We start from the raw sequence: 19,225 nt of genomic DNA, 5'->3' as shown, positions 1-19,225 counted from the left end.
GCCACACCATCCAGCCCCGCCGGCGTTTGAGGCGCAGAGCCAGGGGCAACGCCCCGCCTCACCATCCAGCCCCGCCGGCGTTTGAGGCGCCGAGCCAGGGGCAACGCCCCGCCTCACCATCCAGCCCCGCCGGCGTTTGAGGCGCGGGGTCCGGGGCAGAGCCCCGGTTTCGGGAAGGGGAGGGGAGGGGCAAGGCCCGCCGCAGGCGCACCCACCCCACCACCGCCCCAACCGGAACGCCTAGTCCTCTGCGGCAGCCTTCTTCGCCGCAGACGCCTTCTTGGCAGGAGCCTTCTTCGCCGTGGTCTTCTTGGCCGCGGCCTTCTTCGTCGCCGCAGCCTTCTTCGCGGGCGCCTTCTTCGCAGGAGCCTTCTTGGCCGTCTTCTTCTTCGCCGGCCCCTTCGCCCGCTTCTCGGCGAGCAGCTCGTACCCCCGCTCCGGCGTGATGTCCTCGACACTGTCACCCGTGCGCAGCGTCGCGTTCGTCTCGCCGTCGGTGACGTACGGACCGAACCGGCCGTCCTTCACGACGACCGGAGCCCCGCTCACCGGGTCCGTGCCCAGCTCCTTCAGGGGCGGCTTCGCCGCGGCCCGCCCGCGCTGCTTCGGCTGCGCGTAGATCGCCAGCGCCTCTTCGAGGGTGATGTCGAAGATCTGGTCCTCGGAGGTCAGCGACCGCGAGTCCGTGCCCTTCTTCAGGTACGGTCCGTAGCGCCCGTTCTGCGCGGTGATCTCGACGCCTTCGGCGTCCGCGCCGACCACCCGCGGGAGCGACATCAGCTTGAGCGCGTCGGCCAGCGTCACCGTGTCGATCGACATCGACTTGAACAGCGAAGCCGTCCGCGGCTTCACCGCGTTCTTGCCGGTCTTCGGCGTGCCCTCGGGCAGCACCTCGGTCACGTACGGCCCGTAGCGGCCGTCCTTGGCGATGATCTGGTTCCCGCTGACCGGGTCCGCGCCGAGCTCGAAGTCGCCGCTCGGCTTGGCCAGCAGCTCCTCCGCGTACTCGACGGACAGTTCGTCGGGCGCCAGGTCCTCGGGCACGTCCGCGCGCTGGTGGCCCTCGGAGTCCTTCTCGCCGCGCTCGATGTACGGACCGTAGCGGCCGACGCGGAGCTTGATGTCGTTGCCGACGGGGAAGGACGAGATCTCGCGCGCGTCGATCGCGCCGAGGTCGGTGACGAGCTCCTTGAGCCCGCCGAGGTGGTCGCCGTCGCCGTTGCCCGCGTCGGACGCCGCGCCCGCACCGGCCGCGTCGTCCCCTTCCTGCGTACCGAAGTAGAACCGCTTCAGCCACGGCACGGACTGGGCCTCACCGCGGGCGATGCGGTCGAGGTCGTCCTCCATACGGGCCGTGAAGTCGTAGTCGACGAGCCGGCCGAAGTGCTTCTCCAGCAGGTTGACCACGGCGAACGACAGGAACGACGGCACGAGGGCCGTGCCCTTCTTGAACACGTAGCCGCGGTCGAGGATGGTCCCGATGATCGAGGCGTACGTCGACGGGCGGCCGATCTCGCGCTCTTCGAGCTCCTTGACCAGCGAGGCCTCTGTGTACCGGGCCGGCGGCTTCGTCGCGTGGCCGTCGACCGAGATCTCGTCGGCGGACAGCGCGTCGCCCTCACTGACCTGCGGCAGCCGCCGCTCGCGGTCGTCCAGCTCGGCGTTCGGGTCGTCCGCGCCCTCGACGTACGCCTTCATGAACCCGTGGAAGGTGATCGTCTTGCCGGATGCGGAGAACTCGGCGTCGCGCCCGTCGCTCGCCCGGCCACCGATCTTGACGGTGACCGAGTTACCGGTCGCGTCCTTCATCTGGGAGGCGACGGTCCGCTTCCAGATCAGCTCGTACAGCCGGAACTGGTCGCCGGTGAGGCCCGTCTCGGCGGGGGTGCGGAAGCGGTCGCCGGAGGGGCGGATCGCCTCGTGCGCCTCCTGCGCGTTCTTGACCTTGCCGGCGTAGGTGCGCGGCTTCTCGGGCAGGTAGTCGGCCCCGTACAGCTGCGTGACCTGCGCCCGGGCCGCGACGACCGCGGTGTCCGAGAGAGTCGTGGAGTCCGTACGCATATAGGTGATGAAGCCGTTCTCGTACAGCTTCTGCGCGACCTGCATGGTGGCCTTCGCCCCGAAGCCCAGCTTGCGGCTCGCCTCCTGCTGGAGGGTCGTCGTCCGGAACGGGGCGTACGGGGAGCGGCGGTACGGCTTCGACTCGACGGACCGCACGGCGAACGCGGAGTCGGCGAGCGCGGAGGCCAGAGCCCGGGCGTTCGCCTCGTCCAGGTGCAGCGTCTGGCCGGAGCCGGACTTGAGCTGCCCGTCTGGACCGAAGTCGCGGCCCTGGGCGATGCGGCGTCCGTCGACGGCGCTGAGCCGGGCGGTGAGCGTGGACGGGTCGGAGGCGTCGCCGCCGCGACCGGTGGCGAAGGTTCCGGTCAGGTCCCAGTACTCGGCGGACCGGAAGGCGATGCGCTCGCGCTCCCGTTCGACGACGAGGCGGGTGGCCACGGACTGGACGCGGCCCGCCGAGAGCTTCGGCATGACCTTCTTCCACAGGACCGGCGAGACCTCGTAGCCGTAGAGGCGGTCGAGGATGCGGCGGGTCTCCTGCGCGTCGACCATGCGCTGATTCAGCTCGCGCGGGTTGGCGACGGCGGCCCGGATCGCGTCCTTGGTGATCTCGTGGAAGACCATCCGGTGGACCGGGACCTTGGGCCGCAGGACTTCCTGGAGGTGCCACGCGATGGCTTCGCCCTCGCGGTCCTCATCGGTGGCGAGGAAGAGTTCGTCGGACTCGGCCAGCAGCTGCTTCAGCTTCCTGACCTGGGCCTTCTTGTCGGCGTTGACGACGTAGATCGGCTCGAAGTCGTTCTCGACGTCGACACCGAGGCGGCGCACCTCGCCGGTGTACTCGTCCGGTACCTCGGCGGCGCCGTTCGGGAGGTCGCGGATGTGCCCGACGCTCGCCTCGACGACGTATCCGGGGCCGAGATAGCCCTTGATCGTCTTCGCCTTGGCAGGCGACTCGACGATGACGAGTCGGCGGCCGCCCTGTGCGGTCTCGCTGGTCGGGGACAACTTCGCTCTTCTCTCCGGTCGACGCTCGGTGGGCATCCGGGCAGCGTGAGGGCGCTGCCGACAGTGCTGTCGCTGCGGAGTGTGACGGTACAACCCGCCCCCGTGTCAAACGGCAAAAGCCCGCAACGGCCACTCGAACGGTAACCCGACTTCCGGCATTCCTGCCGCCCGGCCCGCTCAGTCCGCTTCGCGCACGGCCCCTGCCTGCGGGTTTCGGCGGCGCCCCGACTGTCCTGCCGGTGCAGCGAGCCAGAGGCGGACGGCCCGGGCGTGTTCCCGGCGCGGGGCGCGGACTCCGGAGGAGGCCGAACTCGTACGCGCGCCCCGGAGGCGTACTCAGCCGCGACCGAGGCACCACACCCCGAGGACGAGGAAAAGTACGCCGAACACAGTGGCGAGTGCGGTGGAGAGGGCGGGGCTCACCCGGTACGCGACCGGCGCGCGGTGCAGCACGCGCGCCCCCGTCCACAGCAACAGCGCCACGCCGAACAGTGCGAACGTCGTTCCGGCGAAGACAGCGGGTCCGCTCTCCATCCCGTACGCCTCCCTCTCCCTGCCAAATCCTCGGCTGACCGGGGGAGGCTCCCACCGCGGGGCGTCACGGGCGCCAACACGGGGTGAACAGCAGGACCGTCACATCACGTCGAGCGTCGCGCGCCGCCGGCTGCCGCGTTCGAACAGGGCCAGCAGCACGACGGCGAGCAGCGCGTACCCCGCTCCCGTCAGGAGTTCGGCCACGATGCCCCGGCCGTCGAGGCCGCCACCGGCGGACAACTGACGTGCCGCGTCGGCGGCGTGGGTCAGCGGGAGTACGTCCCCCAAGGCCCGCATCCACGCCGGCAGGGTCTCCCGCGGCACGTTCGCACCGGTCAGGAGCAGGAGTACGGAACTGGCCACGTTCGATACGAGGAACACGTCCCGGAAACGCAGCCCCAGCGCCCCCAGCGCCAGGCCGAAGGCGGAGCACCCGGCCGCGGCGGCGAGCAGGACCGCACCGAGCCCCGGCAGAGCCTCAACCGGAATGCGCAGACCGAGCAGAAGGCAGGCGGCGGACAGTGTGAAGACACTGATGACGAGGCCGTTCAGCACGTACGGGATCGCCCGGCCGAACCAGAGCGGAGCCCGGTTCCGGGGACTGAGCAGGACCGCGCCGAGCGTCCCGTACCGCCGCTCGTTGGCGACGGCCATCGTGCCCCCGTACACACAGGCTGTGGACGCGGAGACGACGGCATTGCCGAGCAGATAGAAGCGGTCGTCGGCGACGTGCAGCTGCCGTCCGAGGAAGACGAAGAAGAGGAGTTGCAGCAGCGGGCCGACGAGCAGGGTGCCGATGAACATCGGCGGTGTCGTCCAGTTGAAGAGTGCCCGGTACGAGAGGGCGCCGCCGACCACCACGAGCCGCAGCGCGGAAACGGTTCGGCGGTACGGGCCCGGGGCGGAACCGGAATCTGTGTGAGGGGTACGGGTGGGCATGCGGACAACTCCTGGGTGCGGCGGGGAAGGGTACGGGGCGCGGGCCCGCGCGGCGGGGCGGGACGGCTCGCTCGGCAGGTCAGGCCAGGGCGAGGGTCGCGGCGGCCCGGGCGCGCCGTTCGACGCGTCCCAGCACGAGGACGGCGAGCAGCGCGTAGAGCGCCCCGAGTCCGAGGGCGACGCCCATCGGGACCAGCACCTCACCGGCTCCGGCCCCGCCGGAGGTGGCGGCGTGCACCGCACGGGAGCCCCAGGTCGTGGGGAGCGCCCAGGAAACCGGACGCGTCCAGTCCGGCAGCACGGTGACGGGCACGAGCATCCCGGACAGCAGCCACACGGGCGCGTCCAGCGGGTTGGCCAGCGCGTTCGCGTTGCGCAGCAGGACGAAGGTGGCGGCGAGCAGCAGCCCCATCATCCCGAGCGAGAGCACACAGACCGGGACGGCGGCCAGGAAGAGCAGCGGATGCGCGAAGTCCAGCGGCACGTCGAACAGCACCGCACCCCAGAGCACCGTCGCGCCCATGGCGTACGTGCCGATGACGGCGGTGGCCAGGGTGATGGGCAGCAGGACGAGTGAGAGCGGGGTGGGCGAGGCGACGAGCGTCTCCAGCGTGCCCAGCCAGCGCTGGTTCTGGACGGCGCCGCCCGAACCGAAGAGCACCGACGACCAGATGCCCATCAGCCCGGCCCCGACCGCCGCCGTCAGCAACCGGTCGGGGTCGTCGGCGGCGCGGAAGAGGTAGACGGCGAGGGTCGCGTACACCAGGGGCACGAGGACCGCGAAGGTGATCTCGAGCGGCGAGCGGCTCATGTACGAGACGTGTGTCCGCACGCCGACGCCGATCAGGCGCACGGCCCTGACGAGGGTCATGCCGCGACCTCCGTGGATCCGGACGCGTCCGTGGACGCAGGCGCATCCGTGGGCCCAGGCACATCCGTGGGCGCAAGCGCGTCCGCCTCCTCGACGATGGCGATGTAGGCGTCCTCCAGTGTGGGTTCCCGGGTGACGACCCGTCCGACCCGGACTCCGTCGAGCGCTGCCAGAACCTGGCCGTGCAGGTCCGCGCCGCGCTCCGTCTGCACGATGACGGCCTGTCGGCTGCCCCGCTCCTCGGCCGCCGCTCCGTGCACTCCCGACACGCCACGGATGCGTTCGAGGTGCTCCTCGCCCGCTCCGTACGCCTCGATCTCCAGGATGCCGCGTTCCTGGACGCGCGACTTGAGCCGGTCCGGGGTTCCGAGGGCCCGGATGGTGCCGCCCGCGATGACGGCGATCCGGTCGCACAGCTCGTCGGCCTCCGCCATGTAATGCGTGGTCAGCAGCACGGTGGTACCGCCGGCGCGCAGGTCGGCGACGGTGCGACGCAAGTCGCGCGCCGCCACCGGGTCGACGCCGATGGACGGTTCGTCGAGGAACAGCACGTCGGGCCTGTGCAGCAGACCGCGCGCGATGTGCAGCCGCTGCCGCATGCCCCGCGAATACCCCTCGACGCGTTCCTTCTCCCGGCCGGCGAGGCCGACCAGGTCGAGCAGTTCACCGATCCGCCGCTTCTGGTCGCGCGGCTCGACGCCGTACAGCTCCGCGAAGTACCGCAGGTTGTCCAGGGCGGAGAGCCGGTCGTACAGCCCACGGTCGCCGCCGAAGACGTAACCGATCCGGCGGCGTACGGCGACGGGGTCGGACGCCACGTCGTGCCCCAGCACCCTGGCCGTGCCGGAGGTGGGCAGCAACAGAGTGTTGAGCATCTTGATGGTGGTGGTCTTGCCCGCGCCATTGGGCCCGAGGAGCCCGAACAGCTCCCCGCAGGCCACCTCGAAGGTGATCCCCCGCACGGCTTCGGTCTCGGTGCGGCGCGGGCGCAGGAAGCCGGTCCGGCTGGTGTAGGTGCGGCGCAGGTTCTTCGCCTCGATCGCAAGCATGGCCCGGACGCTAGGCCCGCCTCCGCCACCCCCGCCATTGATTCGGAGCCCTCCGAATCGTCGTCGCCGTCCCGCCGCGTCTCACGACACCGCGCGCAGCACGTCTTCCCCCGAGAGCAGCGCGAGGAGGGCGCGGCCCGTGTCGGTGAGCTGGTAGTAGACGCTGCGCCCGATCCGGTGCCGGGTGACGACGTCGGCTCCGGCGAGGACGGACAGGTGCTCCGAGACCGTGCTCGGCGCGAGGCCGAGCCGGTCGGCTATCCCGGCCGTGGTGAGCGGTCCCCCGAGCTGGCGCAGGACCGAGGCCCGGCCCCGCCCCAGGAGCAGCCCGAGCCGGTCGCCGCTGTCGGCCCGCTCCGCCGGACGCTCGCGCAGGGCGCCCGCGCCGCGCGCCTGGAAGGACACCGTCAGGACCTCGGGGTCGTCGGTGGAGTAGAGCCGGCAGCCCTCCGCGAAGACGAGGGGCACGAGGAGCAGCCGTCGCTCGCCCGCCCGGTACTCGGCGTCGATGTGCTTGGTCAGCTCCAGCACGGGCGGCTCCCACTTGGCCCGGCTCTCCAGGCCGGTGAAGAGCGCGTCCACACCCTCGGTAGCGAACGTCCGTGCCCGTATGAGCACTTCGTCCTCGACCAGACGCCGCATGACGGGCCAATGGCCGGCCAGCGCACCTTCCCAGTACGCGGCGTAGGCATCCGCGAGCGCCGCGCACGCGGTCTCGGGGTCGTCGAGAAACGGCCGCACGTGCGGATGGTCCTCCATCCCGGCGTAGTGCTCGGCGACTCCCGCCCGTACGAGGTCGGCAGGGGTAGTCCGGACAGCGTCCAGCTCCGCCTCCACGGACGTGGCCCCGACGGGGCGGGGCAGCATGAAGTCGGGGAACTGGTGCGGGCCGTCGATCAGCAGCCGGAGCGCATGCGTCCGGTCGTCCTCTCGCAGCACCTCCCGGGCCCGCACCACCCACTCTTCGTACGGGCGGGAGGGACGCCGGTGCGGCATAGCGAGATGGAGGCTGCAGAAGGCGTCCCACAGCGGGCTGATCGCGATGCGGGTCGCGCCGAGCGACGCCTCGTCCAGCTCGATCCGGATCATCCGGCCACCCGTCCGCCCGGGGGCAGCGGCTCCAGGAACCCCTCCTCGACCAGCAGCCGGATGGCCTGCGGGGTGCGATCGCGCAGCAGCACCGGGTCCTCGTTCATCAACTGCGCGATGGCGTCGAGGATGCGCCCGGCGGGCAGCGAGCCGTCGCACACCCCGGCGAACCCGGCGCCGACCGCGTCGACCTTCGTGGCCCTGCGCATGCCGCGGTTCTGACGGAGCACCACGTGCTCCGGGTCCTCCGCGCCGGGGAGCCCGACCTGCTCCTGGACCACCTCGGTGGCCAGGGTGAAGTGAGCGGCCAGGAGCGCCGCGTCGTCCTGCTCACGCAGATAGTCCTGGCGGGCGAAATGCGCCTCGACGGCGGGGCCGAGCGGCTGCTCCACCGCGTGCGGCCACTCCTCGATCACGACCGAGGCGTCCCCGGCGGCCGCGGCGGCGGACTTCCGCAGCGTGATCCAGCCGAAGCCGACACCCTTCGTCCCCCGCACCTCGAACTCGTCCAGCCACGCGTCGTACCGCGCCTCGTACTCGGCCGGGTCCGTGCGGTGGTCGCCGCTGTCGCGCAGCCACAACTCGGCGTACTGCGTGACGTCCTGCACCTCACGCTGCACGATCCACGCGTCACAGCCCGCCGGAACCCAGGCGCGCAGCCGGTCCTGCCATTCCTCGTCCCCGCTGTGCTCCCAGTTGGCCAGGAAGTGCGCGAAGCCGCCCTCGTTGAGCCGGTCGCCCGTCTGCTGCACCAAGGTCCGGCACAGGTCGTCACCGGCCATGCCGCCGTCGCGGTAGGTGAGCCGGGCGCCGGGCGAGATGACGAACGGCGGATTGGAGACGATCAGGTCGAAGGTCTCGGCACCGACCGGCTCGTACAGGGAGCCCTCGCGCAGATCGGCCGGGGCCGCGCCGGACAGGGCGAGGGTGAGCCGGGTGAATTCGAGGGCGCGCGGATTGAGATCGGTGGCCGTGACCCTGGTGGCGTGCTGCGCGGCGTGCAGCGCCTGGATGCCGGAGCCCGTACCGACGTCGAGGGCGGATCCGACGGGCTCACGGACGGTGATCCCGGCCAGGGTGGTGGAGGCCCCGCCGATGCCGAGGACCACACCCTTCTCGCGCGAGCCGATCCCGCCCGCGCCGCCCACGGCGCAGCCCAGGTCGGACACGATGAACCAGTCCTCGCCGTCCGGCCCGCCGTACGGCCGCACATCTACGGTCGCCCGGACCTCGCCGGCCGTCTCGGTCAGCCAGCCGTCGGCCACGCACTCCGCCAGGGGAAGCACGGCCGCCACCCGCTCGGCGGGCACCGCCCGCTGGAGCAGGAAGAGGCGCACCAGCGTGTCGAGCGGCGAATCGCCCCGCGTGGCCCGCAGCGCGGGCACCGTTTCGCTGCGCGCCAGCGCGGCGTAGGCGGACGCGCCGAGCAGGTCGAGGAGCCCGTCGGCCGTGAACGCGGCCGCGAGCAGGGCCTCGCGGAGCTGCTGTGCGCGGTCCACCGAGGGAAGGTCTGCTGCGAAAAGGCTGGTCTTACTCACGTGCCCCATTGTGACGGCTCCCACTGACAACAGCAGCGACCCGGTCACGCCCCGGGTATCCCAGGGGGTGCCGGGCCGCTCTCCCGATGTGTGCGAGCCGTCACGCCGTTCGCGTGGTCACGCCTTCTTACTGGCGGACGCCGACGGGGACGCCTCCTTCGACGGATCGGTCGACGGCTCGGAGTCGTCCGACTTGCCGGCAGAGGGGGATGCCGATGCGGTCGGCTTCTGGCAGCCCTCCTGCTTGGCCATCGCGGTGCCGACCTCGCCGGACTGGAGCTTCTTCAGCGCCTGGTCGCCGTTGGTGCTGATCTTGTTCAGCTCGTCGGCGATGCCCTTGAGGCCGTCGGCGAACTTGCCCTGGTCCTTCGTGTCCAGGGCATCGACCTTCTCCTGCAGCTTGGCGTAGGCCGCGGAGGAGGCGTTGAGCTCCTTGACGGCCTCCTTCTGCGTGGTCTCTCCGTCGTCGACGGGCGGCGGGCCGGCGGACTCGACGGCCGAGCCCAGCGCCTTGTACGCCTGCGAGATCTGCTTGAAGGCGGCCGAGTCGGTCTCCTGGACGTCGGCGGGCTTGCTGTTGTCGGCGGTCTGCTGCTGGATGGACGCGTTGGCGTTCGCGATCTTCTGCAGCTGCGGGTGGACCTGGTCGCAGACCTTCTTGGCCCAGTCGTTCACCTTGTTGTCGCTGTCGTCGCTGCAGCCCGACAGTGCCAGTACGAGTACCGCACCGCCGGACAGCGCGGCTGCAAGCTTCTTGTTCACCGGTTTGGTCCCTTCCAAGGCTCTTCGGCCCCGGAACTTACACGCCGAACACCCTCCATCCGGGTGCCGGGCGTCCGATGCGCAGGCTTTTGCAGCCATTTGCACCAAGGGGAATGAGGGATATGCAACTCACCCGGACAGCCCTCGCCAAGGGGAACGCGCAAGCGATTTCCCACTCGCGCGAGAAGCCGTCAGCCCTACGGCGCGCCAGGCGAGGCAGTACGAAAGCGATCTGAGCTCACATCACCCGATCGAGGGACGTGCGGCCCCCCGAGGACACCGCACGGGTCGCCGGTCAGGGAAGAACGGGGACCGGCGTCTTGGGCCAGCTCATCCGGATGACTCCACCGCCCGCACCGGATCTGACCTCGACGTCGTCGACCAGGCCACTGATGACCGCGAGGCCCATCTCGTCCTCGTCGTCCGCCTCCGGCTCGGGCGCGTCGAGCCCTCCGCCGGACGTGCCGGCACGTCGCCCGGAGACACCGCCCGGAACCGAGCCGTCCGCGCCGGGGCCGGGGACCTCGTCACCGACCTCGATGGCGAACGTCTTCTCCTCCTCGATCAGGACGACCGTGACAGGAGCCGTGATGCCATGGCTGCGGTGCAGGCCGACGGCTCGGCTGCACGCCTCGCCCACGGCGAGCCGGACCTCGTCGAGCACGGCCTCGTCGACCCCGGCCCTGCGCGCCACGGCCGCCGCCACGAGACGGGCGGTCCTGACGTGCTCGGGCTGGGCGCTGAAGCGGAGTTCAACGGTGGCCATGCGATCCCCCTCGAACGTACGTGTGTGCATGCCAGGGCCTGGCCCCATGCCCCAGGGCCCCTGGCGCTGTCTACGAGCCCGCTGATCCCGACCCGCAGGACGATCTCGCCCGGGCGAGTCGGACGGCTGACAAATAAATCAGCCACCGACCGCCGACCGGGTGATCCGGCAGCCGCCGAACGCCCACCGGGCCTCACCGGCCACGGCAGAACAGAGGCTGCCGCCCCGGGCGGTCGCCCACCGGAGCCGCCGCAGCCGAGACCGCCGCCGGACCGGCGGGAAGCCGGGCCGGCGTCGGGCCGGACGTCAGTCGGTGGCCGCGACGGCCTCGTCGACCGTGGTGTGGATCGGGAACACCTTGGTCAGACCGGTGATCCGGAAAATCTTGAGAATGCGCTCCTGGTTGCACACCAGGCGCAGCGAGCCCTCATGGGCGCGCACACGCTTCAGGCCGCCCACGAGCACGCCGAGGCCGGTGGAGTCGAGGAAGTCGACGCCTTCCATGTCGACAACCAGGTGGTAGCTGCCGTCATTCACCAACTCGACCAACTGCTCGCGCAGCTTGGGCGCGGTATACACATCAATCTCGCCACCGACCTCGACGACCGTACGGTCGCCACCAGGGCCGGACACATTGCGAGTCGACAAGGACAGGTCCACGGATCCTCCAGCACCTTGCTATCGAGCGGTCGCCCCTCGGTCTCCCCGACGGAGCCGGGGGACGGATCGCCAGCCGCGATGGCATTCAATCACTTACCGGCAGCCATGCACGACGCCTTGGGACCATTGTCCGTCCTGCCAGTGACACACTCGATGCCGATGGCCAAGAATCAATGCCCCAGTCCACCCCCGGAGAGCGGGGGTTCCCGCCCCTCTCCGGACATGGTCCTCGACCGGCTCGCCGCAGGGGCGGGCCGGTCCGCGCGCATCACTCATACGGAGCACTTGCCCCCGCGCGCGGGAACCCATGCCATCTGGCCCGATCGCATCCGTCCGGAAGTGATCGCCGCCATCCAGAAGGCCGGCATCGACCATCCCTGGGCCCATCAGGCGGCCGCCGCGGAGCACGCCCTGGACGGCACCTCCGTCGTGATCGCCACCGGAACGGCGTCCGGCAAATCGCTGGCCTACCTCGCCCCGGTGCTCAGCGCCCTCCTGGACGGCTCCGAAGCCCCCAACGGGCGCGGCGCCACCGCCCTGTACCTCGCCCCCACCAAAGCCCTGGCAGCCGACCAGCTCCGTTCCGTCAAGGCACTCGCTGCTCCGCTGGGCAATGGAATCCGCCCCGCGGTCTTCGACGGCGACACCCCCGTCGAGGAGCGCGAGTGGGTACGCCAGTACGCCAACCACGTCCTCACCAATCCCGACATGCTGCACCGCGGGATCCTCCCGTCACACGCACGCTGGTCCTCCTTCCTGCGCTCCCTGCGCTACGTGGTCATCGACGAGTGCCATACCTACCGGGGCGTCTTCGGCTCCCACGTCGCCCAGGTGGTCCGGCGGCTCCGCCGTCTGTGCGCCCGCTACGGCTCCGACCCCGTCTTCCTCCTCGCGTCCGCCACCTCCGCCGAGCCCGCCCTCGCGGCCGGCCGCCTCACCGGCCTCCCCGTCACCGAGGTGGCCGACGACGCCTCCCCGCGCGGCGAACTGGTCTTCGCCCTGTGGGAGCCCCCGCTGACCGAGCTGCACGGCGAGAAGGGTGCACCGGTACGCCGTACCGCCACGGCCGAGACCGCCGACCTCCTCACCGACCTCACCGTCCAGGGCGTCCGCTCGGTCGCCTTCGTACGGTCCCGGCGTGGGGCCGAATTGATCTCCGTCATCGCCAAGGAGCGCCTCGCCGAGGTCGACCGGAGTCTGCCGCCCCGGGTCGCCGCGTACCGCGGGGGGTACCTCCCCGAGGAACGCCGCGCCCTCGAACGGGCTCTGCACTCCGGCCGCCTCCTCGGCCTCGCCGCCACCACTGCCCTCGAACTGGGCATCGACGTGTCCGGCCTGGACGCCGTCGTCATATCCGGATACCCGGGCACCAGAGCCTCCCTCTGGCAGCAGGCGGGCCGCGCCGGCCGGGCGGGCCAGGGGGCCCTCGCCATCCTGGTCGCTCGCGACGACCCGCTGGACACCTTTCTCGTGCATCACCCCGAGGCCCTGTTCCAGCAGCCCGTGGAGTCGACGGTCCTGGACCCGGACAACCCTTACGTCCTCGCCCCCCATCTCTGCGCTGCTGCCGCGGAGCTGCCGCTCACCGAATCCGACCTCCAGCTCTTCGGCCCTGCCACGCCCGGCCTGCTGCCCCAGCTGGAGACCGCCAGGCTGCTGCGCAGGCGACCGTCCGGCTGGCACTGGACCCGGCGCGAGCGCGCCGCCGACCTCACCGACATCCGAGGCGAGGGCGGCCGCCCCGTCCAGATCGTCGAGGAGGGCACCGGCCGACTGCTTGGCACCGTGGACGAGTCCGCCGCCCACAGCGCCGTGCACGAGGGCGCCGTCCACCTCCACCAGGGCCGCTCCTACCTGGTCCGGAAACTGGACCTGGACGACTCCGTGGCCCTGGTCGAGCAGGCCGACCCGCCGTACTCGACCACCGCACGCGACACCACCTCCATCGCCGTCCTGGACACCGACACGGAGATCCCCTGGGGGGACGGGCGCCTCTGCTACGGGTCCGTCGAGGTCACCAACCAGGTCGTCTCCTTCCTGCGCCGCAAGCTGATCACCGGGGAGGTGCTGGGCGAGAGCAAGCTGGACCTGCCGCCCCGCACCCTGCGCACCCGAGCCGTGTGGTGGACGGTGACCGAGGACCAGCTCGACGCCGCACGGATCAACCCGGAGATCCTCGGCGGCGCGCTCCACGCCGCCGAGCACGCGTCGATCGGGATGCTGCCCCTCTTCGCCACCTGCGACCGCTGGGACATCGGCGGCGTCTCCATTCCCCTCCACCCCGACACCCTGCTGCCCACCGTCTTCGTGTACGACGGCCACCCGGGTGGCGCCGGATTCGCCGAGCGCGCGTTCCACACCGCCCGCGAGTGGCTGTCGGCCACGCGCCTGGCCATCGCCTCGTGCGAGTGCGACGCGGGATGTCCGTCCTGTATCCAGTCCCCCAAGTGCGGCAACGGCAACGACCCCCTGCACAAGCGGGGCGCCGTCCGCCTCCTCACGGAACTCCTCCGGTGCGCTCCGGGGGCTCCGGGCGATCCGGGGGCTCCGGACTCCGCCGGCCCGTCCCGGGCGCAGGAGCGGCCGCCGCAGGGCCCGCCCGGGACCTGACCTCCGGCGCGTACAGCCCCAACCGGACCCTGGCCGTCACATCGGCGACCTCCCCCTGAACCGCGCAGCGCACCACCTCCGCCCCCTGCGCCCCGGCCACCTCCTCCGCCGACTTGCAGGCCGCAGCCGCGCCCTCCAGGGCCCGGTCCGCCGCGGCCAGCGCCGCCAGGTCGGCCGCTCCCCCGGCACGGTGCCGAGCGGCCACCACCTGCCCGAGCGCCAGGACCACTGCGAACACGGTGCACAGCGTTGTCGTGGTCACCGCCGCCCACACGGTTGCCAGCCCCTGATCCGCCACCGGCACCCGGCGCCGCCAAGGCCGCCACTTCGGCCAACCGCAGCCCCTCACCGCTTCCCCTCCCCCGCCGTGGCGTCCGGCGCGTCCGGGCCCGTCGCAGCAGTCGGCACCGGCGCGTCCTCCGCCGCCGCGGCAGCCTCCGCCCTCAGCGTCACGGTGAGGGGGCCCGGCCCGGGCGTCGGGGCGGTCACGTTGACCCGCCACAGCGTTCCGGCGCGCTCCACGGCGACCGAGGCCCCGTCGGGCGCCGCGGAGAGAGCTGCCTCCCGCACCTGCTCCGCCGGCTCCGAACGCGCCGCCGCCCGAGCTCCGGCGCGCGCCGCGTCCACGCACCGGATCTGGGCCGACGCGGCCATCAACGCCCAGAGCAGCGCCAGGGCGAACACCGCCAGCACCGGGATCACCACGGCGGCCTCCGCCGTCACCGCGCCTCGGTCGCGCCGCCACTCGACGCCTGCGGCCTGGCTCCCGCACACCTCTCGCCCGAAGCGGCGCACAGCCCCGAGGCCGGGCCCCTCCGCACCGCCCTCAGAACTTCGCATCGAGCGCGCCCTTCAGCAGTGACTGCAACTGGGACATCACCGCGGCGCTGGTCACCACCTTGTAGAGCACCGCGGCAAAAGCGCATGCCGCGATCGTGCCCACCGCGTACTCCGATGTCGTCATTCCGCTGTCCGCCCCCGACCGTGCACGGCGAACCACGGATCGCATCCAGTTCTTGATCTTGCGCATCATTCCGGAACCCCCGATGTACCAGTTACGTACAGAAACAACTGAAACTGCTCTTGTACCTTCGATTTCGGTCACGCCGCTTGCAGCAGGCCTCCGGCCAGCCCGATCACCACGGGCGCCACCCCTACCGCCAAGAAGGCGGGGAGGAAGCAGAGCCCGACCGGCGCGGTGACCATCACGGCAGCCCTCTGAGCCCGCGCCACGGCCGCCCTCGCCCGCTCGGCCCGCAACGCCTCGGCCATCCTGGTGACCGGTTCAGCCGCCGGGGCGCCGGTCGAGCCGGCCCGGTCCAGGCAGCGGGCCAGGGCGTTGGCCCCCGGTATCGCGCCGAACCTCCCCCAGGCCACGGCGGGGTCGCCACCGAGCCGGATCTCCGCCGCCGTGCGGGCGAGCTGCTCGCCCACCGGTCCGCCCAGCGACTCCCCCACCGCCTCGGCCGCCTCCACCGGGCCCGCACCGGCGGAGATGCAGGCCGCCAGCAGATCAGCCGCCATGGGGAGCTGCCGTGCGGCCTCAGCGGTCCGCGCCTTCGCTTCCGAGGCGGGCGCCGGGCCCTGCCCGAGCCGGGTCCGCCACCACCGCCGGCAGCCGTACGCCGAGACCAGGCCGACCATCCATCCCACGGTTCCGCCCAAGAGAAACCACCCGGTCAACACGACTGCCGGCAACACCACCCACTGTTTGACCGGCCCGGCGGAGACGGTCCGGATCACCCGGAAGCCGGACCACCGGAGTGGACCCGACCGCAGGACAGGAACAACCGGCGACACCGCCAGAAGCCGCTCGCCCCGGCGCCGTACCCGTCGGCCCACTCGACGCCGGGCCAAGGGCAGGACCACTCGGGCGTAGAGCGCCAGTGCCGCACCGACAGCCTCACCCGCTTGCACGGCCCCGCCGACTGCTGCGTTCATCCCGCTTCCCCCGCCCGTACGATCCGGGCAGCCCACAGGAGACCGCATACCTCCAGCAGCCCGCCCGTCACCAGGCAGGCCAGCCCGGCGGTGCTGTGGAGCAGCACTCTCAGCGGATCCGCCCCGAGCGCGGCGCCGAGCCCCATCCCGACCGCGGGCAGCAGAGCGAGCACCGCGACCGTCGACCACGCTCCCGCCAGCTGCGCCCGCAACTCCTCGCTCTGACGGCGTTCGGCCCGCAGCGCGCTTTCCAACCGGGCCAGGCCCGTTGCGAGACCGGCACCGCTGCCCACAGCCACCCGCCAGCAGGCGGCCACTCCAGCCAGCCCGTCCAGCCCCGGCTCACCCGCCGCCTGCACCAACGCCTTCGGCACATCGCCGCCGAACCGCGCCGCAGCCGACACCCGGGAGCCTGCTTCGCCCAGCACTTCCGTGCCGCGCACCGCGACGAGCAGCGCCTGCCCCGGCTCGTGGCCTGCCCTCAACTCGCCGACCAGCGCACCGCACAGGGCCACCACCCCGTCCGCCCGCGCTTCCTCGTCCTTGCGCGACTGCCTCTTATGCAGCCACCGCCGCACCATAGGAACCGTGAAGGCCCCCACGATCAACGGCAGCACGGACTGCCCGAGCATGGCCAGGGCCGAAGCCACCGGGAGACAGAGCCACTCCCATCGCCCCCGCAGCCTCTTCTCCATCCGGCTGCGGACCCTCCCCCACCTCTCCTTGGCCCCCGACTGTTCGCTACCGCCGGAGAGCAGTGTCAGCGCTCTCCGCAGCGGTCGCCCACGCCCCACCAGAACCAGCCACGTCGCCAACGCCGCACCCAGCGCCGCTGCACGCACTGCCTCCGGGATCCCGGCAGGCACCGCCCCTGCCGTCACAGCGCGCCCCCGATCAGCTCGTGCAGTCGCTCCCAACCCTGATGTCGCTCGAAGCCCGTGGCACCCCAGCGCAGTGCCGGAACCGTCCTCACCAACCCCGCGGCGTCCCGCTCCAGCACGTGGATGTCCGCGATCCGTCTGCGTCCGGTGCGGTCCCGTACGAGGTGGACGACGACCGACAAGGCCGCCGCCAGCTGGCTGTGGAGCGCCAATCGGTCCAGCCCTGCAGCGGTTCCGAGCGCCTCCAACCGTGCCGGGACGTGGCAGGCAGCGTTGGCATGAACAGTCCCTGAGCCGCCCTCATGCCCGGTATTAAGGGCTGCCAGGAGCTCGGTCACCTCGCTGCCACGCACCTCACCGACCACCAGCCGGTCGGGACGCATGCGCAGGGCTTGGCGCACCAAATCCCGGAGGGTCACTCGCCCTGCGCCCTCCTGGTTCGCGGGGCGCGACTCCAGCCTCACGACGTGTGGGTGGTCGGGGCGCAACTCCGAAGAGTCCTCGGCCAGCACGATCCGCTCCCGCTCGCCCACCACTCCCAACAGGCTCGCGAGCAGTGTCGTCTTGCCCGCCCCCGTCCCGCCGCTGATCAGATACGAGACCCGCGCCTCCACCAGGGCTGTGAGCACTCGGTCACCGCCGGGCGGTACGGTCCCCGCTTCGACCAGTTCCGTCAGGGCGAAGGCCCTGGGCCTGACAACCCGAAGGGACAGGCACGTCGATCCGACCGATACCGGGGGCAGCACGGCGTGCATGCGGGTGCCGTCAGGAAGCCTGGCGTCCACCCATGGCCTTGCGTCGTCGAGCCGGCGCCCCGCCACGGCCGCGAGGCGCTGCGCCAGTCTGCGAACCGCGGCCGCGTCCGCGAACGCCACCCCGGTGAGTTCGAGCCCGCGGCCCCGGTCCACCCAGACCCGGTCGGGCGCGGACACCAGGACGTCCGTGACGTCCGGGTCGGCAAGGAGCGGTTCCAGTACCCCGGCCCCGATCAGTTCGCCTCTCAACTCGTCCGCGCGGCCCAGCACTTCCGCCGTACCGAGCAGGCGCCCCTGCGCACGCAGCGCGGCGGCCACCCCGGCCGGGGTCGGAGCCGTACCGCTGTGCGCGAGCCGTTGCCTGACGGCGTCCAGCAGCGCCTCTGTCATGAGGTGCCTCCGGCGGCCGGGGCGTTGACGCTCTCCGCAACAAGTGCCTGTTCCCAGAACGCGGCGCAGAACCTGGCGAGCGGCCCACGTGTGTTGCCCCCAGGCGGTTCGCCCACGTTCTGCTCGGCTGCCAGGTCTCTTTCCAGGGGGACTTCACCAGCCAGCGGGAGACCCACGGCCTGGGCCACCCAGTGCTCGTCGAGCCCCGACGCATACGGCCCCCGCGACATGACGCGCAGGTCGTCGAGCACCATTCCGGCCATCGACACCACCCGCTTCGCCGCCGCGACCGCGCGCAGTTCGCCAGGAACCACCACCAGCCCCAGGTCGAGCTGGGCCAAGGCTTCTGCCACCGCTTCGTCCACCCGACGTGGCAGATCGACAACCACCACCCCACCGAGCCTCCGGGCGGCGGCCAATACCGCGCGCATGGCAGGTGGCGGAATGACCACCCAGTCGTCGCGGCCCCAGCTGAGGACCCGCAGCCCGTGCAACGCGGGCAGCGCCTCCTCCAACGCCCCTCCGCCGACCCGCCCCTTGGAATGGGCGAAATCAGGCCACCGCATCCCTTCGGCTCGCTCCCCGCCGAGCAGCACATCGATACCGCCACCCAATGGATCGCCGTCGATGAGCAAGGTCCGCTGCCCAGCTCTCGCCGCGGTCACCGCCAAGGCACAGGCCAGTGTCGACGCACCCGCACCACCCCGGCCCCCGATCACTCCCACCGTGAGCGCGGGCCGGCCGACGCCCTCCGCGGCGTTGGCGATCTGGTCGACGAGCCAGTTCTCGGAGTCGGGCAGTCGAAGCACGTACTCGGCGCCGATCTCCAGGGCTCGGCGCCAGACATCGGGCGCCTCCCGGCCACGGCCCACGACCATGACGCCCCGCCTGCGCGCCGCCCCGCGGCACCGCGCCGCCGCGTCGTCCCCGATGAGGACCACAGGTGCCTGCTCCCAGTCACCACGGCCCTCGGGCAACGTGTGGTGCACCTCCGGCTCCGCACCGGCAGCCGCACACAACCTCAGCAGATCGTCGAGCAGGTCCACGTCCTCGGTCACGATCAGCGGACCGCCCCGTACTGCGCCGGCAGTCGTCGATCGATCCCGTGCACTGGATTCAGCCACACTCTCCACCCCTCCACCGCTGGCCTTCGCCGCGGTTCACAGCGATCTCGGAGCCCATCCGAGATCGGCGATTCCGGCCCCCGTGGACTTCACGGGTGGAATCACGGTGCCGTGCTTCCGGAAATCATGTGGATCTTGCTCAAAAACTGTGGACGACTCGGCGGTTGTGAATAACTCCGTAGCTCATACCGGTGACTTCCCGACGCGACGCTTTCGCTACCCAGTGTGACGGTGCACGCTGAAGCGA

18 protein-coding genes are annotated in these 19,225 nt (G+C 71.7%); 1 reads left to right on the top strand and 17 read right to left on the bottom strand.

Translation table 11 applies throughout. The features are described 5' to 3' along the window. Nucleotides 1-240: 240 nt before the first annotated feature. The 10 genes from topA to BLW14_RS17160 all read right to left on the bottom strand — a co-directional run bounded on the left by topA (nt 241) and on the right by BLW14_RS17160 (nt 11,277). Nucleotides 241-3,069 (bottom strand): type I DNA topoisomerase, encoded by a 2,829-nt coding sequence (topA, locus tag BLW14_RS17205; RefSeq protein ID WP_093708139.1) that lies wholly within the window; start codon nt 3,067-3,069, stop codon nt 241-243. Between the two features lie 336 nt (nt 3,070-3,405). Next, nucleotides 3,406-3,603: a hypothetical protein gene (locus BLW14_RS17200; protein ID WP_093708138.1), complete on the bottom strand. Its 198-nt coding sequence runs from the start codon at nt 3,601-3,603 to the stop codon at nt 3,406-3,408. Nucleotides 3,604-3,702: 99 nt separating this feature from the next. Continuing rightward, nucleotides 3,703-4,542 carry an ABC transporter permease gene (locus BLW14_RS17195; protein WP_093708137.1) on the bottom strand — a complete coding sequence of 280 codons (840 nt, stop codon included), beginning with the start codon at nt 4,540-4,542 and terminating at the stop codon, nt 3,703-3,705. Between the two features lie 79 nt (nt 4,543-4,621). After that, the gene (locus BLW14_RS17190) at nt 4,622-5,413 is read right to left on the bottom strand and encodes an ABC transporter permease (RefSeq protein WP_093708136.1); all 792 of its coding nucleotides are present in this window, start codon (nt 5,411-5,413) and stop codon (nt 4,622-4,624) included. Further along, nucleotides 5,410-6,462, bottom strand: a complete 1,053-nt coding sequence (locus BLW14_RS17185) for an ABC transporter ATP-binding protein (protein ID WP_093708135.1) — start codon at nt 6,460-6,462, stop codon at nt 5,410-5,412. The genes BLW14_RS17190 and BLW14_RS17185 overlap by 4 nt, the downstream gene beginning before the upstream one ends. Before the next feature lie 81 nt (nt 6,463-6,543). Further along, nucleotides 6,544-7,551: a helix-turn-helix domain-containing protein gene (locus BLW14_RS17180; RefSeq protein WP_093708134.1), complete on the bottom strand. Its 1,008-nt coding sequence runs from the start codon at nt 7,549-7,551 to the stop codon at nt 6,544-6,546. Continuing rightward, nucleotides 7,548-9,098, bottom strand: coding sequence for a DUF7059 domain-containing protein (locus BLW14_RS17175; RefSeq protein WP_093708133.1), 1,551 nt, complete (start codon nt 9,096-9,098; stop codon nt 7,548-7,550). Before BLW14_RS17175 ends, BLW14_RS17180 begins: the two co-directional genes overlap by 4 nt. Nucleotides 9,099-9,206: 108 nt before the next feature. Continuing rightward, on the bottom strand, nt 9,207-9,851 hold the full coding sequence (locus BLW14_RS17170) for a small secreted protein (RefSeq protein WP_093708132.1): 645 nt from the start codon (nt 9,849-9,851) through the stop codon (nt 9,207-9,209). A 295-nt stretch (nt 9,852-10,146) separates the two neighbouring features. Continuing rightward, the gene (locus tag BLW14_RS17165) at nt 10,147-10,617 is read right to left on the bottom strand and encodes an ATP-binding protein (protein ID WP_093708131.1); all 471 of its coding nucleotides are present in this window, start codon (nt 10,615-10,617) and stop codon (nt 10,147-10,149) included. Between the two features lie 306 nt (nt 10,618-10,923). Further along, the gene (locus BLW14_RS17160) at nt 10,924-11,277 is read right to left on the bottom strand and encodes an STAS domain-containing protein (RefSeq protein WP_003967428.1); all 354 of its coding nucleotides are present in this window, start codon (nt 11,275-11,277) and stop codon (nt 10,924-10,926) included. 78 nt (nt 11,278-11,355) lie between these two features. Here BLW14_RS17160 and BLW14_RS17155 point away from each other — a divergent pair, with 78 nt between their 5' ends. Further along, nucleotides 11,356-13,887, top strand: coding sequence for a DEAD/DEAH box helicase (locus tag BLW14_RS17155; protein WP_256332813.1), 2,532 nt, complete (start codon nt 11,356-11,358; stop codon nt 13,885-13,887). Here BLW14_RS17155 and BLW14_RS17150 read toward each other — a convergent pair. The 7 genes from BLW14_RS17150 to ssd all read right to left on the bottom strand — a co-directional run bounded on the left by BLW14_RS17150 (nt 13,775) and on the right by ssd (nt 18,912). Beyond that, nucleotides 13,775-14,161 (bottom strand): Rv3654c family TadE-like protein, encoded by a 387-nt coding sequence (locus BLW14_RS17150; RefSeq protein ID WP_371128122.1) that lies wholly within the window; start codon nt 14,159-14,161, stop codon nt 13,775-13,777. The genes BLW14_RS17155 and BLW14_RS17150 overlap by 113 nt on opposite strands. A 71-nt stretch (nt 14,162-14,232) precedes the next feature. Continuing rightward, nucleotides 14,233-14,727: a TadE family type IV pilus minor pilin gene (locus tag BLW14_RS17145; protein ID WP_256332811.1), complete on the bottom strand. Its 495-nt coding sequence runs from the start codon at nt 14,725-14,727 to the stop codon at nt 14,233-14,235. Continuing rightward, nucleotides 14,714-14,920: a DUF4244 domain-containing protein gene (locus BLW14_RS17140; protein ID WP_343238918.1), complete on the bottom strand. Its 207-nt coding sequence runs from the start codon at nt 14,918-14,920 to the stop codon at nt 14,714-14,716. The genes BLW14_RS17145 and BLW14_RS17140 overlap by 14 nt, the downstream gene beginning before the upstream one ends. Nucleotides 14,921-14,988: 68 nt before the next feature. After that, entirely contained in the window at nt 14,989-15,828 is an 840-nt protein-coding gene (locus tag BLW14_RS17135; RefSeq protein WP_256332810.1) for a type II secretion system F family protein, read from the bottom strand. Further along, nucleotides 15,825-16,670 carry a type II secretion system F family protein gene (locus BLW14_RS17130; protein ID WP_177154005.1) on the bottom strand — a complete coding sequence of 282 codons (846 nt, stop codon included), beginning with the start codon at nt 16,668-16,670 and terminating at the stop codon, nt 15,825-15,827. Before BLW14_RS17130 ends, BLW14_RS17135 begins: the two co-directional genes overlap by 4 nt. Before the next feature lie 35 nt (nt 16,671-16,705). Next, on the bottom strand, nt 16,706-17,854 hold the full coding sequence (locus tag BLW14_RS17125) for a TadA family conjugal transfer-associated ATPase (RefSeq protein WP_093708128.1): 1,149 nt from the start codon (nt 17,852-17,854) through the stop codon (nt 16,706-16,708). After that, entirely contained in the window at nt 17,851-18,912 is a 1,062-nt protein-coding gene (ssd, locus tag BLW14_RS17120) for a septum site-determining protein Ssd (RefSeq protein ID WP_093708127.1), read from the bottom strand. The genes BLW14_RS17125 and ssd overlap by 4 nt, the downstream gene beginning before the upstream one ends. Nucleotides 18,913-19,225: the final 313 nt, after the last annotated feature.

The organism is Streptomyces sp. 2131.1 (assembly GCF_900105515.1).
Taxonomy (GTDB): domain Bacteria; phylum Actinomycetota; class Actinomycetes; order Streptomycetales; family Streptomycetaceae; genus Streptomyces; species Streptomyces drozdowiczii.
The sequence above is the reverse complement of the archived record's forward strand: the minus strand, read 5'-3'. Positions and strand labels throughout refer to the sequence as shown.

Coding starts and splice junctions, on each gene's coding strand:
- BLW14_RS17165 (WP_093708131.1), bottom strand. CDS start 10,617: ATGGCCACCGTTGAACTCCGCTTCAGCGCCCAGCCCGAGCACGTCAGG.
- BLW14_RS17180 (WP_093708134.1), bottom strand. CDS start 7,551: ATGATCCGGATCGAGCTGGACGAGGCGTCGCTCGGCGCGACCCGCATC.
- BLW14_RS17145 (WP_256332811.1), bottom strand. CDS start 14,727: ATGCGAAGTTCTGAGGGCGGTGCGGAGGGGCCCGGCCTCGGGGCTGTG.
- BLW14_RS17155 (WP_256332813.1), top strand. CDS start 11,356: ATGGCATTCAATCACTTACCGGCAGCCATGCACGACGCCTTGGGACCA.
- BLW14_RS17140 (WP_343238918.1), bottom strand. CDS start 14,920: ATGATGCGCAAGATCAAGAACTGGATGCGATCCGTGGTTCGCCGTGCA.
- BLW14_RS17190 (WP_093708136.1), bottom strand. CDS start 5,413: ATGACCCTCGTCAGGGCCGTGCGCCTGATCGGCGTCGGCGTGCGGACA.
- BLW14_RS17195 (WP_093708137.1), bottom strand. CDS start 4,542: ATGCCCACCCGTACCCCTCACACAGATTCCGGTTCCGCCCCGGGCCCG.
- BLW14_RS17175 (WP_093708133.1), bottom strand. CDS start 9,098: ATGGGGCACGTGAGTAAGACCAGCCTTTTCGCAGCAGACCTTCCCTCG.
- BLW14_RS17200 (WP_093708138.1), bottom strand. CDS start 3,603: ATGGAGAGCGGACCCGCTGTCTTCGCCGGAACGACGTTCGCACTGTTC.
- BLW14_RS17125 (WP_093708128.1), bottom strand. CDS start 17,854: ATGACAGAGGCGCTGCTGGACGCCGTCAGGCAACGGCTCGCGCACAGC.
- BLW14_RS17185 (WP_093708135.1), bottom strand. CDS start 6,462: ATGCTTGCGATCGAGGCGAAGAACCTGCGCCGCACCTACACCAGCCGG.
- BLW14_RS17135 (WP_256332810.1), bottom strand. CDS start 15,828: ATGAACGCAGCAGTCGGCGGGGCCGTGCAAGCGGGTGAGGCTGTCGGT.